A 16,537-nucleotide genomic window follows, 5' to 3' on the forward strand; every position below is an offset into this window, starting at 1 on the left:
TCACAAGACTCCTGCAAAATCGGCTTGCTTAATCAACATCGGTGCGACCGGCTGAGTATCGTTTCGATAACAATCCGGCGAACTGTCGCGCAATGGTAAATCTACGGTTTGCGCTTGCCAGGGCGTAAAACCGATACCGCGCTGAAACACAAATATCTCGCCGCTGTCCGGGTCCTTGGCACTGAGATGCACCCAGCCGCCGCCGATCAATTCCCGCAAGCTTTCTTGCCGGTCGTAAATTTGTTCCAGCACCGCAGTCTTGGCCTCGACGACGATCTGCAAGCGCATTGCCTCGTGGATTTCGATCATCTGTCGGGGCAGGCCGGTGCGCAGATCGCTGCCGGCGCCTTCCATCACCGCGAAAAAGCCGGTCAGGTTGTGCGGCACTTTTGAACCGCAACCCAGCCGCTCGTTATTGACGGTGGAGAAATAATATTCTAGATTGATGCCGGCGCCGACCGGGCCGACCGCCAACAAGATGCCTTCCAGCACCGTACCGTCCGGGTCCTGGCTGGGATCGTAGGAAATCAAGAACAAGCGGCGGTCGAAAAACGCGCCTTGCGTCAGCGAACGTCTGCCCACCAGCGCGGAGGCATTGGTGGCGTGGCCCAGCTCCGGGCGGGCTTGCGAGAAATCGGCCGAGCGGCCCTGAAAATGCCGCAAAGCCTGTTTCGGCGACGGCCGCCGAGGTGCCGACGCCAGCCGCCGGCAGCGCTCGTGCGCCGACATAAGTTGGGCATGGCGCATTTGCTCGACAAACCGGTCCAATGCCGGTTGGCGAGCCGCCGGTACCTCGGCGTGGTCATACCAAATAATCTCTTCGTCGCAGGTATTGTGTTCGGCGCCGATAAACCAAGTGTCGTCCGGGATAACGATATTCCGTTCTGCTAACAATTTGCGCACCTCGGGACGATTCGCCATCGCCGCGAACAACCTGGCGTTCGGCCCGCCGTGACGGCCGCTACAGGCGCCGCAATCGTAAGCCGACAAATGCGGGTTGTTCTGACTCATCGAGCCATGGCCCATCAACACTACCAATTCGGCAAAGCCGTAGCTCAGGCCGGTATTGCGCAGAAAGCCGGCGACACGCTCGGCTTGCTCCTGATCGGTAAAACCCAGGCGCGGCTGCTGGGGCGTGGCCGGGGCGGCGTTGTCGGTCGCAGTAAAATGCAAGTGTGTATCTACTTCGGGTGCGATCTTTTCGGCACTCGCTGCTAGCAATTGTTGCTGGGTTTTCGGAAAGAAGCTTTTAGCCAGCAAGCCCAGCAAGGCCACCGGCGCGATGGTGTTGATCAACGGAAATGCCAGCAAGGCATTGCGGCGCAGACCGTGATGGAGCAAATTGGCGATAGCTTGTCTCAAGGTCCGGCCGTGGCGGTGGTGGGCGACTACATTTTCCTGGCCGGGCAAGCCACATTCCTGAACGTTATGGGCAGGTACCACCACCACCGGGCACAGCGGCGTCAGCCTGGTATCGTCCAGCCCTTGATAATTCATAGGCACACCGAAGAAGCCGGCGGCGCCCAGCGTTTCGACGGCGGGGTTTAGTTCTTCCAGGTGGCGGCGGATACCTTCCTCGCGGTCGTCCATGCAAAACACGATTTGCGCCTCCGGGCGACTGTCGCGTTTTGCCCAGCGCCCCCGGCCATGATTGGCATGCAGGGCTTGCAGCAGCTCTTGCTGATAATGGCGTTCGTAAGCATTCAGCCAGATATTGCTTAGCTGGACTGCGCCGAGGCTGTCGATCACATCCAGCCAGGCCAGCAATTGGGATTTATCGAGATGTTGCAAGGCAGTCGCGCTCAATTCCAACTGCTGGCAGACGCGGAACAGCCGCCAGCCGTGGTTGTATACGCTTAAAACGGCGGCTGTCGCGTCGGTTGCCAAAGGGCTGTGTTGCCAGATCCAAATGCGTTCGGCCAGCGTTTGCCAGGCTGATTTATCGCGCGAAGCTTCATTTAATAAAGATTGACCGGCGAGGGCCAGATACTCCGGCAAACAACCTTGAAACAAGGCCTGTCTGACCGAAAATTCGGCTAAATTTTTTGAAAAATAGCTTTGCAGCTTGTCCAGATGCGCCTGGCAATGCCATTGCCGGCGGCAGAGTTGTTCCGCGTAAAGCCGGTCCAGCGTCAAGCGTATCGCCAGATAATCCGCCAATAGCGGTTTGGTTTCGTCGTCGGCTTGATAGCCGGGATGAGTTTGCCGCCAGTTAATCAGGCCGGACCAGCCGGGCAGTTCCAAGGCCAGTCTTTGCAGATAGCCTGGCCACTGTAGTTGCGGAATCGCCAGCGCGTCGAGTTGTTGGGCGATGGCGTCGACAGAGTCCTCGGGCAGCGCATCGGTGATGGTTTGCCAATCGCTCAGTTCCTGGAAAAACGGTTGGGCATCGAAGCTCAAGCTGTGCCGCCAGGAGTGGTACAAACCCAACTCCTGCCGCTGCGGCAAACGCCAGGCCGCCAGCCCTTCGTCGAGCAGGGACGCGCACAGCCGGATCAATTGCGGGCGCACCGCGTCCAAAACGTCCTTACCGGTCAAGGCCAGCAGCAAACCGCGCAAGCTCAGGCTCTCGCCAACTTGCGAAAACAGCATGGCTAGATTCTCGGCGGCGTGTAACCGCATCGGCAGCTCGGCGCTGGCATCGGCTTGATGCGGCAACCATTGTTGGATTTGCTCGCCGGACAAATCCAGCAAATCTTCCGGATGCAGTTCGGGCATGGCTAATTCCAGCTTGTTCAGCAGGGTATGCCACATCGTGCGCGACGCCGCGTCATTCAAAGTACCTAGCTCGTTCACTTGCCAATCGAATTGGGCAGGCGTCAGTATCTGCAAGTCACATAGCAAGGCTAGCCGGTAGAGTTGTAGATGGGTGACAGTTTTGTCGCCGACGTCGCCAAGCGCGGTTTGTAACAAAGCCCCAAACTGTTGCCCCAGTACCGCGTCGAGGTCGCTATCGGTTATCCGGTCTTGCCGATAAAGCTCGCGGAATTGTTCGGCGGTTAGATAACAGCTTATGCCGGTCAGTGCGCTGAATTCCGCCAAGGCCTGTTCGAACGGCAGATGTTGAAAGCCGTGCAAGGTGTTGTGATGCACGAAGTCGTGTATCGGCGCCTGTCCCGGCAGCACATGATCCAGGTGATGGATCGCGTCTATGATAATTTGTCGTGGGGACAGAGTGCTTGCAGAGAATGCCGTCATTGCCGTGAGCCTCTGAGCTTGAAAAACAGTGTCGCGACCGCGACGGATGTTTTAAAGTCGGTTCTCGGACCGACAGCCGAGATACTTTCTTTTGCGTCGCCAAAAGAAAGTATCCAAAGAAAAGGCGACCCGAATGCCGCTTCGATCCAGCGCGCCAAAGCATTTGTCGAGGGTTTTCGGAAGGGGCTTCCCAGCCCCTCCGAAAACGAGCGGCATCCATGCCGCTCCCCTAGCGGGCTGTTCTCGCCAAATGCTTCGGTGCTCGGCGCGGCATACGGGAATGGGGCCCTTCCAATGGTAAGGGTGAGTTTTTTATTCAATGGACTCACGGCAACCTCTCCCCCATCACCGCCAACATCTTCCCCACCGTCGCGGTAGACAACTCGATCAAAGGGGCCGGTAATAGGCCGAATAACACGATGCCGCCTACCAACACCCCGGAAGCCATCAGTTCCACCGGTTTCAGGTCGGCGATGTCGCGCATCTGCGGTTTCACCGGACCGGTGAACAGCAAACCGATGGTGCGCATCGCGTAGGCGGCGCTGATCAGGATGCTCAGGCTGAAAAACACCATCAAACCGCCCCATTGTTGAAAGCCGCCGATGATGGTGTGCAACTCGGCGATGAAACCCACCGAACCGGGCAAGCCCATCGCCGCGAGTAGCGTCAAGGTGGTAAAGGCCGCGAAGCGCGGCATCACTTGCACCAGCGAGCTGTAATCCTGGATGTTGCGGGTGTGGGTGCGCTCGTAAAGCAGGCCCACCAGCAGGAATAATGCGCCGGCGATCAGGCCGTGGGCGGTCATTTGCAATATCGCGCCGGTGAAGCCGGTCTGGTTCAGCGCAGCAATGCCGAGCAACACTACGCCCATATGACTCAGCGACGAATAGGCCACCATCGCTTTCAGGTCGCGCTGCCGCCAGGCTAACAGGCCACCGTAGATCATGCCGAACAAGGCCAGGAACACCAACAAAGGTTGAATCAGCTTGGCGGCCACCGGCAACATCACCACCGAACGCAGCAAACCGTAGGCACCCATTTTCAACAGAATGCCGGATAGCAGGATGCTGATTGGGCTGGGCGCTTCGACGTGAGCCAGCGGCAACCAGCCGTGCAACGGGAAGATCGGCATCTTGACCCCGAAACCGATCAGAAAGCCCAGCAGCACCAATACCTGTTCGACCACCGGCATGCTTTGCGCGGCTTGACCCATCGATGCCATCAAAGAGCCTTGATGTTCCAGATCGTACTGGCTGATCGCCAGTAAACTGAGCAGCATGAACACCGAGCCGCCCATGGTGTACAGCACGAAATTCAAGCTGGCGGCGTGGCGGCGTTTACCGCCCCAGCGGTCGATCAGGAAGAACAGCGGGATCAGCGTGACTTCCCAGAAGATGTAAAACAGTGCCCAGTCTTGCGCCATGAACACGCCGAGCATGCCGAATTCCAGCAGCAGAATGGAGATGTGATAACCCTTGATGCCGTCGGACAGCGAGAACGACGCCAACAGGGAAATGGCGGTCAGTAGCGTGGCTAGCACCAGCATCGGCATTGAAAGTCCATCCACGCCCAAGGCATAGGCGCTGCCGAGCTTGGGATTGAGCGGATAAAACTCACTGAATTGCAATGCGGTATTGGCGGCATCGAAATCGGCCAATACCCGGCAGGCCAATAAAAAGGCCAGTAAACTGAAGAGGTTGGCTATGGTTCTAATCAACCGGCTGTTATGGCCCGAAACCAATACCAGCAGGATTGCCCCCAGCGCCGGGGTCCATAGCAGCGCGCTTAACATCACCATTGTTATCGTTGTAAGTCCAATACAGACCGGCATTCTAACGACATTTGGTTGAAAAAAGCCAATTTTGGAAAAAACGGTTTAAATAAACCAATTTGGCTCGGTCGGGTTGCGCCCCAGCCGGCGGAGCCGATTTCGCAAAGCCGGCGGCTTCGTGTACCCTACGCGGCATAAATCAATAGGATTTGAGGGGGAATCCGTCACATGCGCAACAACGTTACGCTATTTAACAGCGACCATCATCGCTATATTTTATTGAACGAAAGCGAGCCTGGCGAGGAAGACGGCATTCCGTCCAACCAATATCTGATTGTCCACAACGGCAAGGGCACCTTGATGGATCCGGGCGGTTTCGGGGTGATGCCTCAAGTGCTTAACGAAATGCTGCAATATCTGAATCCGGACGATATCGAAGCCATTACGCTGTCTCATCAGGATCCGGACATCGTCGGCGGCTTAAGCAGCTGGATGAAACTGACGCCGGCCCGCATCTATGCCTCGCGCATTTGGCTGCGCTTTCTGCCACATTACGGTATTTCCGGGATGCGCCGTTTTGTCGGCATCGCCGACCAAGGCGAGTCGGTTACCTTACATTCCGGCTTGCAGCTGCAATTCGTCCCGGCGCATTTTCTGCATTCGCCCGGCCAGATCAATGTGTACGATCCGATTTCGAAAATCCTGTTTTCCGGCGATGTCGGCGCTTCGATGGTGCCGAACGACAATTGCGAAGTTTTCGTCAGCGACTTCCAGCAACATCTGCCGTTCGCGGACGGTTTTCATAAACGCTATATGGCCTCCAACCGCGCTTTGCGTTACTGGGTGCAACAAGTCAGAAAGCTGGACGTAGAGATCATCGCGCCGCAACACGGGCCTTTGTATCGCGGCCAAGCCAAAGAGGACTTTTTGAACTGGCTGTACGATTTGCAGTGCGGCAGCGATTTGCTGGATGTCGAATAAATGGATTTCCCGACTAAAAGGCCCTCGCAGCTAAAATCGCTGCATATTCACAGCATCCGCACCTTGACCGAGTTGCTGGAAGCGCAAAACCGCACCCAGACTTTCGAACGCGGCATTATTGACCTGGCGATACGCGAAGTCGGCAAGCTCGCCGAGCGCCTGCCGATATTGGCCGACAACCATGCCGCGAAAGCAGAAGTGGCCGGGTACGCCCGACGCTGCAAGACCATCGCCGCCAGTCTGACGCTGCTCAATCAGCAACAGGGCAAGGATGCACACAATAATTGCCGGAAGATTTCTTCCTTGATCACGGAAACCCACGAGCTGTTGCGGCGCATGGAATTGACGCTGATCGATAAGAGCCTGTTCGAGCGGCAATCGGCGGTATTGGAAAACATCATCCTCTCCCACGAAAAAGTCACGCAATGGAAGGAGTTCGTGCAGGAAATCCTGCTGGAATTTCACGGCTTTTTTCCGTTCAATTTTTTCTCGATCGCTTTTACCGGCGCGTCCGGCATCAGCATTTATTTGTATTATTTGGGGCAATACGACGAACAGACCAAAATCTTCGTTCGTAAGCGTTTGGCCGATAATCTGCTGGCCGAACTGAAAATTCCGGCCGACACGCTGGTGGAACTGGAAGAGTTTTTCATCACCGACATCAAGCAGCAACGCGATTTCGAGGAAATCGAAACCATCACAGTCGGTGTGCCGGACGAGAAAGTCGGTGTCGGCGGCATTCTGGGGGTCAGTTACTCGTCCGGTTACCGTTTGACGACCCAGGAACAAAGCATCATCCGTTCGTTGCTGTCGGTGATGGTGATGGTGGTCGGTTCCAGCAAAACCTTGTCGCGCACGTTGCAAGAACTGGCCTATTACGCCGAACACGATCCCTTGACCGGGCTGCATAATCGCCGCTATTTCAATGAAATCCTCGAATACGAATTCGACCGCGCCTGCCGTCACAATGATCAATTCGCACTGTTGTCGATGGATCTGGACAATTTTAAAGGCGTCAACGACGGTTTCGGGCACATGGTCGGCGATCAGGTGCTGATCCATCTCGGGCAGTTGTTGAAAAAGCAATTGCGCAAGGGCGATGTGCTGGTGCGCTTGGGTGGGGACGAGTTTGCCGTGCTGCTGCCTGGCGCCGACGATCACAGCGCGCTGATCATCGCCGAATCCTTGCGGCAAGCGGTGCACGATTTCGAATTTGAGGTCGATGGCCCTTATCGGGAGCACATCAGCCTGACGACCTCGATCGGTGTCGCCACCTTTCCGAAGGATGCGCCGGTGGTGGCCGATTTGTTGGCTGGCGTCGATTTGGCCTTGTACCAAGCCAAAAGCGCCGGTAAAAATTTCGTTTTCCCGCTACGCAGTCTGGAAACCGGCATTGCTCAAAACAAAAAAATGCTGGGCCTGTCGGAAGTCTTGAAAAAGGCCTTGAAGGAAGAGCGTATCGTGCCGTATTTTCAACCGATCATGGCTTGCGCCAGCGGTGAGTTGCACGCCTACGAAGCGCTGGCGCGATTAGCCACCGAAGACGGCGAAATCATTCCGGCCGGGGTGTTCATCGACGCCGCCGATAAATATGGTATCAGCTTGAACCTGGATCACGTGATGCTGCGCAAAGTTACCGCCTTCATGGCCGAGCAGTATGCCGAAACCGGCCAAATGCCCACCGTATTCGTCAATCTGACGCCGCAGGAAATTCAACGCCGCGACATCCTGCAATATGCGGAAAATCTCTGTCGGCAACAGCGCATCCCGCCGGAAAAACTGGTATTCGAAGTCACCGAGCGTGAAGCGATCGGCGATCTGTCCAATATGCGCAAGTTTCTCAGCAATTTGCGGGAGAAAGGCTTTGCCTTTGCGTTGGACGATTTCGGTAGCGGCTATAATTCCTTTCATTACCTGCGCGATCTGCATTTCGAATACGTCAAGATCGACGGTGCGTTTATTTCCAATATCATGGAATCCAAGGTCGACAGTGTGTTGATCGAAAATCTCAACCGGCTTTGTCAGCAGCTGGGGATGAAGACTTTGGCGGAGTTCGTCGAATCCGAAGAAATCATGGCTAGGTTGCGGGAGATCGGCGTCGATTATGCCCAAGGCTTTCATCTGGGCCTGCCCAGAGAACGTTTCCTGTAGCAACTTATGCAAATACATATGATCGCGGTCGGCAACAAGATGCCGGACTGGGTGCAGCAAGGCTATAATGAATACGCCAAACGGTTGCCGCGCGAATGCGAGTTGCTGTTGAAGGAAATCGCGCCGGACAAGCGCCGTGGCGGCGACATTGCCCGGATTACCAAGGACGAAGGCGAGCGCATGATAGCGGCGCTGCCGGCCAGGGCGCATGTGGTGACGCTGGATATACCCGGTAAACCCTGGACGACGCCGAATCTGGCGCAGGCTTTGCAACGTTGGCTGGGCAATGGCCAGCCGGTGGCCTTGATGATAGGCGGCCCGGAAGGTTTGTCGCCGCAAGTCAAAGACCTGGCCCGGGAATCCTGGAGTTTGTCGCCGCTGACCTTTCCGCATCCCTTGGTCCGAGTGATTGTCGCTGAACAAATCTATCGAGCTTGGAGTCTGCTCAATAATCACCCTTATCATCGTTAACCGAATGAGTCCACAAATCATCCTGGCTTCCGCCTCGCCGCGCCGCAGCGAATTGCTCAAGCAGATCGGCGTCCGCCACAGTATCATGGCGGTCGATATCGACGAAACGCCGCTGCCTAGCGAAGCGCCGGCCGCTTATGTCGAGCGGGTGGCCGCCGAAAAATCCGCGCTTTGTCTGGCGATGACCGGCGCGGCGTTGCCGGTGCTGGCGGCCGATACCAGCGTGATTTGCGACGGCCGCATTCTCGGCAAACCGGACGATTTGCAGCATGCCATCGAAATGTTGAGCCACTTATCCGGTCGCAGCCATCAGGTATATAGCGCGGTGTCCCTGCGTGGCGCCGAGCATTGGCAAGCCTTGAGCATCAGCGAGGTGCGCTTTCGGCCACTGAGCCACCAGGAAATCGTCGCTTACTGGCAAACCGGCGAACCGCACGATAAGGCCGGTGCTTACGCGATCCAGGGTCTGGCCAGCGTCTTCATCGAAGCGATGTCCGGCAGTTTTTCCGGGGTGATGGGCTTGCCGCTGTTCGAAACCGCGCAATTATTAAGCCGAGCAGGCATAGACATAATCCAATGAGCGAAGAAATATTAATTAACGTCACGCCGCCGGAAACCCGGGTGGCGGTGATCGAAAACGGCGTACTGCAAGAACTGATCATCGAGCGGGTTCGGCAAAAAGGTTTGGTCGGCAATATTTACAAAGGCGAGGTCTGTCGGGTATTGCCGGGCATGCAGGCGGCTTTTGTCGATATTGGTTTGGAAAAAGCCGCGTTTTTACATTTATCCGATTTCAGCAGCCTGGAACTGGCGGAAAAGTCTTCGGAAAACATCGAACATTATCTGAAGGAAGGCCAAAAGCTGGTGGTGCAAGTCACCAAGGACCCGCTCGGTAATAAGGGTGCGCGGCTGACCACCGATATTTCGATACCGTCGCGTTATCAGGTTTACATGCCTTACGCCGGCAATTCCGGGGTGTCGCAGCGTATCGAATGCGAAGCCGAGCGTACCCGCTTGCGGGCCTGCATCGAAGCTTATCAGCAAAAACATGCGGTGCCGGGCGGTTTTATCTCCCGCACCGCCGCCGAATGCGTGGAAGAGGTGATCCTGTATTCCGACATGACTTTTTTGCACAAGCTCTGGGAATCGATCCTGGATAAAAGCAAAAAGGCCAAGATCAAGTCCTTGATCCACGAAGACCTGCCGCTCAGCGTCCGTACTCTGCGCGATTTGTACAAGGACGGTATCGAAAAAATCCGAGTCGATTCCAAGGAAACTTTTCTAAGGCTGGTCGAGTTTGCCGAAACCTTCGTGCCGGAAATCGTTTCGGTCATCGAGCATTATTCCGGCGAGCGGCCGGTGTTCGACATTTATAACGTCGAAGACGAAATCAGCAAGGCGCTGGACCGCAAAGTCAAGCTCAAGTCCGGCGGCCATCTGGTGTTCGACCAGACCGAATCGATGACCACCGTGGACGTCAACACCGGCGGTTATGTCGGCGGCCGCAATCTGGAAGAAACCATCTTCAAGACCAATCTGGAAGCGGCGCAGACTATTTCCCGGCAGCTGCGGCTGCGCAATCTGGGCGGCATCATCATCATCGATTTCATCGATATGCAGAGCGAGGACCACAAGAAACAGGTGTTGCAGGCCTTGCAGCGCAATCTGGACAAGGATCACGCCAAGACCAAGATCACCGAAGTCTCGGCGCTGGGGCTGGTGGAAATGACCCGCAAGCGCACCCGCGAGAGCCTGGAACACATTCTTTGCGAACCGTGCTCGACCTGCGGCGGCCGTGGCGTATTGAAAACTCCGGAATCGATTTGCCTGGAAATTTTTCGGGAGATCATTCGGGTGGTCCGCCAATACAGTGTGCAACAGATTTTGGTGCTGGCTTCAGAGCAAGTGGTGGAAATGCTGCTGGACGAAGAAGCCGACATGTTGGCCGAGTTGGAAGTGTTCTTGAAAGTCGGCATCAAAATCCGCGCCGAAGCCGAATACAATCAGGAACACTACGACGTGGTGTTGTTATAGGGTTGGGTCTTGGTCATTCACCACGTTACGCGGGCGACGCGACATCTGCTGTTTTGGTCCCTGATTGCGGCCGCTCTGGCCTTGAGTGCGGTGCGGATTTTTTTGAGCGATATCGGCACTTACCGCGCGGCGCTGGAACAAAAAATTCGGCAAACCACCGGCATTCCGCTGCACATCGGTCGGCTGGGCGCCAATATGCGCGGTTTCAGTCCGGAATTGCTGCTGCGGGAAATTGCCATCGAGGGTGTCGACGCCAAGGCCAAGCCTGCCATCCGTCTCAAGGAAGTGCGCATCGGCATCGATTTGCTGGAGTTATTGCTGACCCAGGATCCGATGGCCGCCAGTTGGGTGACCTTGGTGGGCGCCAAACTGGACATTCTGCGCAACGAAGACGGCAGTATCAGCATCAAGGGCTTACAAAGTAGCGACGAACAACCTTTGTGGCTGTTGCAGGGCGGCAAATACGAGATTTTGCAAAGCCAGGTGACTTGGCAGGATCTGAAGCGGCATCGGCCGCCGGTCACTGTCGAACAATTCGATTTACTGATCAAAAACGATTATCCGGATCAAAGTCACGAGATTCATTTGCTTAGCAGTTTGCCGGCGCAATACGGTGATAGCTTGCGGATTTCTGCGCGGCTTAATGGCAATCTCTTTCAAGCCAACGCCATCAACGGCCAGCTCTATATCGAGGGCAACAATCTGCAAGGGCCGGCTTGGCTGATCGAGGACTTGGCGCTGGGTATGCACTTGGAATCCGGCTCCGGCGATATCCGTATCTGGAGCCAATGGCGAGATTCCACGCCTTATCAGCTTAGCGGTTATCTACAAGGTCAACAGATTAAAATAGCCAAACAGCAGGGCAAAACCCTGCAATTGGATACTTTCGAAGGCAATCTGGGCTGGACCGAGCAAGATGGCTGGCAACGCTGGAGCGCTTACGATGTCAATATCGTGGCGAATCATCAGCGCTGGCGGGACGGTGAGGCGTATCTGCAGCAGGACGCGCAAGGCAATCTGAGCGGGGTGATCAAGCAGTTGAATTTGCAAGCCTTGATGCATTTGGTGCCGCTGTTTTTGCCAGCCGATCAAAGCGATTTCGGCAAATGGCTACAACTCAATCCGCGCGGCAATTTGCAAAACCTGGCGTTTTACACGGACAGCAGCCGACAACGTTATGCGGTTAGCGGACATTTCAGCCAGCTTGGCAACGATGCGCAAGGCGACGTGCCGCAAATCCAGGAATTGAGCGGCTCAATTCGTGCCAGCGATCAGGGCGGGCAACTGATAGTCGACAGCGAAAACGCCAAATTCAATGCCGTGCAAATGTTCAGAAGCAGCCTGGACATCCCGCGCTTGCAAGGTCAAATCGACTGGCGGCAAACCGACACCGACTGGCAAATCTCCAGCGCAAACCTGGTGCTGGACAGCGCCGCCTTCCAAACTCAAACTCGTCTGCAACTCAGCATCCCGAAGAATAACGACAGTGCTGTTATCGATATGCGTACCCGCTTCGGCAATTTCAAAGACATCAGTAAAGTACCGCAGTACCTGCCGGCCAAGATCATGGGCAAGGATGCGGTCGCCTGGTTGGACGATGCCTTCGTCGGCGGCCATATCGACAAGGGCGAAATGCTGCTGAACGGCAAACTGGCGGACTTTCCTTTCAGCAACGGTCCTGGCCGGTTTGAAGTGGTGTTTGCGATAGACGACGGCGACATTCAGTTCAACGAACTTTGGCCGCATTTGCGTGATGTGCATGCCGACGTGCAGTTCCTCGGCGCGGACTTGCAGGTGGCGATCGACAGTGGCCGCAGCGAGAATGTCGATATCAAACAGGCGATGGTTACCATCCCCGATCTGGCCAATAGCGATTATGTCTATGTGTTGGGGCAAGTGCAGAGCAAATTGCCGCACAGCTTGCAGTTCCTGCAAAAAACCCCGTTGCGCGTCAAGGTCGATCCCCTGGCGAAAGTATTGGCGCCGGACGGTCAAACTCAGGTCGATCTTGATTTGAAAATCGCCTACTACGAAACCTTGCCCACCACCGTTAAAGTCGATGCGCATCTGGACAAAGCCAGGTTGATGGTGAAGCCGGTGGATCTGGCCATCGACGGCATCAGCGGCGTTCTGCGCTTTACCGAGGATAGGGTCAGCAGCAATCGTATCGAAGCGCATACGCTGGGCTACCCGATCCATGCGTTGCTGCAAAGCGACCATGCGGCTACCCAGTTGCTGATAGATGGCGTGACCGATATTGACCGGCTGGAGCAGCAATTCAGCTTTTTGAAAAACCAAATTGCCGACGGTAGTTTTAATTACCAGACGGTGCTGACGCTGCCTTACGATGCGGCCAAGCCATCGATCCTCAATATCGGTAGCGATTTGCGAGGGGTGACGATTAATACCGAGGATGCGTTGGCTAAATCGGCCGATCAAGAACAAGCCCTGAGTTTGCGCTTTCAATTCGATAACAGCACTTACCTGCCTTTACAGCTTCATTACGGCAAGGAATTGAACGCGGCGCTGTTGATCGACGGCAAGCAAAATAAGCTGTACTCGGGACATGTGATCTACGGCCGCGAAGACGCCGATTTTTTCGACAAAGCCGGCCTGAAATTGGAAATCCGCCAGCCGCGCTTTAAATTATCCGAAGCCATCGCCGCTTTTGCCGACAACGAAAATCAGCAACGCTTGCCGGCATTACAAGAAGTTATTCTGGATACCGACGAACTGATCTGGCAAGGCCAGAATATCGGCGCATTGCAATGCCGACTCCAGCATCTGAACCAGGCCTGGCAGGGCACGATAGACAGCGCGATGGCGCGGGGCCGGCTGACGGTGCCGGATCAACGTAGCGGTGCCAACCCGATCAAGTTGCGGATGGATTATCTGAATTTATCGGCGATGGATGGCTTGAATTTCGACGCCGCCGAGGAAGTGGTCACCGACTTGCCGCTGATCGATATCGACAGTAAGCAACTGTTATGGCGCGGCGTGGATTTAGGCAATCTGAAGCTGGATACCGAGCGGCTGATCAACGGCATTCATTTCAAGCATGTGCAGCTGGCCAGCGTCGCCGGCACCATAGACCTGAGTGCGGATTGGGTCAAACTGGTCGGCGGCAGCTCGACGCAATTGACCGGCAAGCTGAACATGAACGGTTTCGGCTTGTTTTTATCGCAATTGGGTTATACCGACGATATCCGGGGTACGCATGCCGAAATCAGCTTTAACGGCGGTTGGCGCGGCGCGCCGCAGCAATTTTCGCTGGCTAATCTGAACGGTCAAATGCAGGTCAAACTCAGCGACGGCCGCATCTCCAGCATCGAACCGGGTTTCGGGCGTCTGTTGGGTTTGATCGCGATGGAACAGTGGGCCAAGCGCTTGAGCCTGGATTTCAGCGACGTATACCGGCAAGGCTTGGCGTTTGATCAGATTACCGGCAATTTCACCATCGGTAACGGCCTGGCCTATACCGACGATTTATTGATCGACGCGGTGTCCGCCAAACTCAGCGTGGCCGGCACCGTCGATCTTCTGAAAAAGACCATGGATCATCGGGTGGCGGTGGTGCCCAAGAGTTCCGGGGCGTTGCCGATTGCTGGTACAATCGTCGGAGGCGTCGCCGCCATCATTACTCAAGTTGTGACGGACGATTATAAAGAAGGTTATTTTTTCGGCTCGCAATACAAACTGGCCGGGCCATGGGGAAATGTCGAAGTCACGCCGCTGCACGATCAGGATGGCTTGGTGCAAAAAGCCTGGCGCAGCCTGACCGGTTTCGGTTGGCTGACCGGCAATTGATCGGCTTTCGCCGGCTACATGGCCGGCATAATCGGCGTATCGCCAAAAATACCCCGCTCAGCATAAGTTATCAAAAACAATTAATCAGGGACCACTCATGACAATATGTGCAGCCATCCAAATGGCTTCCGGACCGCAAGTCGGCGCCAATTTGCTCGAAGCCGAAAAACTGATCGCCGAAGCCGTCAAAGCCGGCGCAAAACTGGTGGCCTTGCCGGAAAACTTCGCCATCATGGGCATGAACGAATACGACAAGCTCAAAGTCAGCGAGCAGGATGGGCAAGGACCGATTCAGGATTTTTTGGCGGCCACTGCTAAAAAATATGGGGTTTGGGTAATCGGCGGCACCATGCCGATGCAAGCGACCGTTCCTAACAAGGTGCGCGCGGCCTGCCTGGTTTACAACGAGCAAGGCGAGCGCGTGGCCCGTTACGACAAGGTACATTTATTCGATGTCAGCGTGCCGGATAGCGCCGAGGAATATCGCGAATCCGATTCGGTAGAGGCTGGCGATGTTCCCTGCGTGATCGACACCCCGTTCGGACGGGTCGGGATTGCGGTTTGTTACGACTTGCGTTTCCCGGAGTATTTTCGGCCCATGACCCGTCACGGGCTGGACATCCTGGTAATTCCTTCCGCTTTTACCGCCAAGACCGGCGCCGCGCATTGGGAAGTGCTGTTGCGGGCTCGCGCCATCGAAAATCTTTGCTACGTGATCGCCCCGAACCAAGGCGGTTTTCATATGAATGGCCGGCAGACGTTTGGGCACAGCATGGTGATCGATCCCTGGGGCGTGGTGCTGGATTGTTATAAAACTGGCCCGGGCTTTGTCAGCGCCGAAATCGATAAAAGCCGTTTGGAAAAAACCCGGCTGTCTTTCCCGGTGCTGGAACATAGACGCTTTTTTTGCGAGTGATCCTTATGTTGAGAAAGTTGACTTACGGTTTGCCTTGTTTATTGTTGACGGCGTGCGCGGATGCGCCGGACAAGTATCGAGACACACACCATTTGGAACTGCCGCCGGTATTGCCGATAGAGCATACCAATCCGCAGCCCGCGGTCGAAGCCGACGACTTGAAGCCCAAGTCGGCCTTGGCCAACTTGATGGCGTTTACCGATGCTGGCGGCAAGCCGGTATTGACCTTGAAAACCCGCTACGACCGGGCTTGGGAGATGGTGGCGACCGCGCTGAAACTCACCGACATCGAGGTGCTGGATAAAAATCAGGCGGAGAATCGATTCCAGGTACGTTATGACCCGGATACCGGCGGTAAAGATGTCGGCTTGTTGCGGGAATTGCTCAATAATCACTACGACGAAGCCGAGTACACGATTACTCTGAAGGAAGAGAGCGCCGGCGTGGTTGTCAACGCGTCGTTGAACAAGCCGGAGGGAGTGGAGGCCGAGGATGGCTCGGCGGAATTGATCCGGCTGCTGCATAAAACCATAGACGAGAAAATCATCAATCGTTCGCCGCAGAAGAAAGGCGAGGAATAACCGTCTGGTGTCGCTTAACTTGGCACCAGACGGCTAATGCCGCCAAGCTAGGCGGCGGACGGCTTTTGGGTAAACCCAGGGTTTGCAGCGGTTGTCGGCTGCGAAAACAAGAGTAAATTAGCTCAGCCGTCAGTAGGGTCTTCTCTTTGCCAGTGGCCGGATTTGCCGCCTTGCTTTTCCAATAGCCGTACACCCTGAATCACCATGCCACGATCGACCGCCTTGCACATGTCGTAGACGGTCAGCAAGGCGATCTGGGTCGCGGTTAGTGCCTCCATTTCCACACCGGTTTGGCCGGTGGTCTTTACGGTGGTCCGGCAATACACCCGGTTAAACTCGGTTTGCGGCAGTAAGTCGAGCTCGACATGACTGATCGGCAAGGGATGACACAAAGGAATCAGATCGGCGGTTTTTTTGCTGGCCATGATGCCGGCGATCCTGGCAATGCCCAGTACATCGCCTTTTTTGTGATGGCCGGCCACGATTAGAGCCAAGGTTTCGGCTTGCATTTCGATACAGCCTTCGCATACCGCAATCCGCTGAGTCGACGGTTTGTCGCCGACATCGACCATATGAGCTTCGCCTGCGGCATTAAAATGGGTGAGAGGCGATTCGGACATGGCATAC

General features: G+C 55.6%; 11 protein-coding genes. 8 read left to right on the top strand and 3 right to left on the bottom strand.

Annotation, left to right across the window (positions count from 1 at the left end):
- Entirely contained in the window at positions 1-3,198 is a 3,198-nt protein-coding gene (locus QZJ86_RS00865; RefSeq protein ID WP_301935794.1) for a DUF2309 domain-containing protein, read from the bottom strand.
- Positions 3,199-3,523: 325 nt separating this feature from the next.
- Positions 3,524-4,996 (bottom strand): complex I subunit 4 family protein, encoded by a 1,473-nt coding sequence (locus QZJ86_RS00870; protein ID WP_301935795.1) that lies wholly within the window; start codon positions 4,994-4,996, stop codon positions 3,524-3,526.
- A gap of 201 nt (positions 4,997-5,197) precedes the next feature.
- On the opposite strand from QZJ86_RS00870, the gene QZJ86_RS00875 reads away from it, so the two are divergent.
- The 8 genes from QZJ86_RS00875 (at position 5,198) to bamC (ending at position 15,910) form a co-directional block, all read left to right on the top strand.
- On the top strand, positions 5,198-5,950 hold the full coding sequence (locus QZJ86_RS00875) for an oxygen-binding di-iron domain-containing protein (protein ID WP_301935796.1): 753 nt from the start codon (positions 5,198-5,200) through the stop codon (positions 5,948-5,950).
- Positions 5,951-8,101, top strand: a complete 2,151-nt coding sequence (locus QZJ86_RS00880) for a putative bifunctional diguanylate cyclase/phosphodiesterase (protein ID WP_301935797.1) — start codon at positions 5,951-5,953, stop codon at positions 8,099-8,101.
- A gap of 6 nt (positions 8,102-8,107) precedes the next feature.
- On the top strand, positions 8,108-8,572 hold the full coding sequence (rlmH, locus tag QZJ86_RS00885; RefSeq protein WP_301935798.1) for a 23S rRNA (pseudouridine(1915)-N(3))-methyltransferase RlmH: 465 nt from the start codon (positions 8,108-8,110) through the stop codon (positions 8,570-8,572).
- 4 nt (positions 8,573-8,576) lie between these two features.
- Positions 8,577-9,152 carry a Maf family protein gene (locus QZJ86_RS00890; RefSeq protein WP_301935799.1) on the top strand — a complete coding sequence of 192 codons (576 nt, stop codon included), beginning with the start codon at positions 8,577-8,579 and terminating at the stop codon, positions 9,150-9,152.
- A complete protein-coding gene (gene rng, locus QZJ86_RS00895) occupies positions 9,149-10,606 on the top strand; it encodes a ribonuclease G (protein ID WP_301935800.1) in 1,458 nt (485 codons plus the stop codon). The genes QZJ86_RS00890 and rng overlap by 4 nt, the downstream gene beginning before the upstream one ends.
- Before the next feature lie 9 nt (positions 10,607-10,615).
- Positions 10,616-14,413, top strand: coding sequence for a YhdP family protein (locus tag QZJ86_RS00900; RefSeq protein WP_301935801.1), 3,798 nt, complete (start codon positions 10,616-10,618; stop codon positions 14,411-14,413).
- Positions 14,414-14,510: 97 nt separating this feature from the next.
- Positions 14,511-15,329 carry a carbon-nitrogen hydrolase family protein gene (locus QZJ86_RS00905; protein ID WP_301935802.1) on the top strand — a complete coding sequence of 273 codons (819 nt, stop codon included), beginning with the start codon at positions 14,511-14,513 and terminating at the stop codon, positions 15,327-15,329.
- 5 nt (positions 15,330-15,334) lie between these two features.
- Positions 15,335-15,910: an outer membrane protein assembly factor BamC gene (gene bamC / locus QZJ86_RS00910; RefSeq protein ID WP_301935803.1), complete on the top strand. Its 576-nt coding sequence runs from the start codon at positions 15,335-15,337 to the stop codon at positions 15,908-15,910.
- 122 nt (positions 15,911-16,032) lie between these two features.
- Here bamC and moaC read toward each other — a convergent pair whose 3' ends face one another.
- Complete coding sequence (gene moaC / locus QZJ86_RS00915) at positions 16,033-16,530, bottom strand: cyclic pyranopterin monophosphate synthase MoaC (RefSeq protein WP_301935804.1); 498 nt, start codon at positions 16,528-16,530, stop codon at positions 16,033-16,035.
- Positions 16,531-16,537 lie beyond the last annotated feature (7 nt).

Origin of the sequence: Methylomonas montana, from assembly GCF_030490285.1 — a bacterium.
In the GTDB taxonomy this organism is placed as follows: Bacteria; Pseudomonadota; Gammaproteobacteria; order Methylococcales; family Methylomonadaceae; genus Methylomonas; species Methylomonas montana.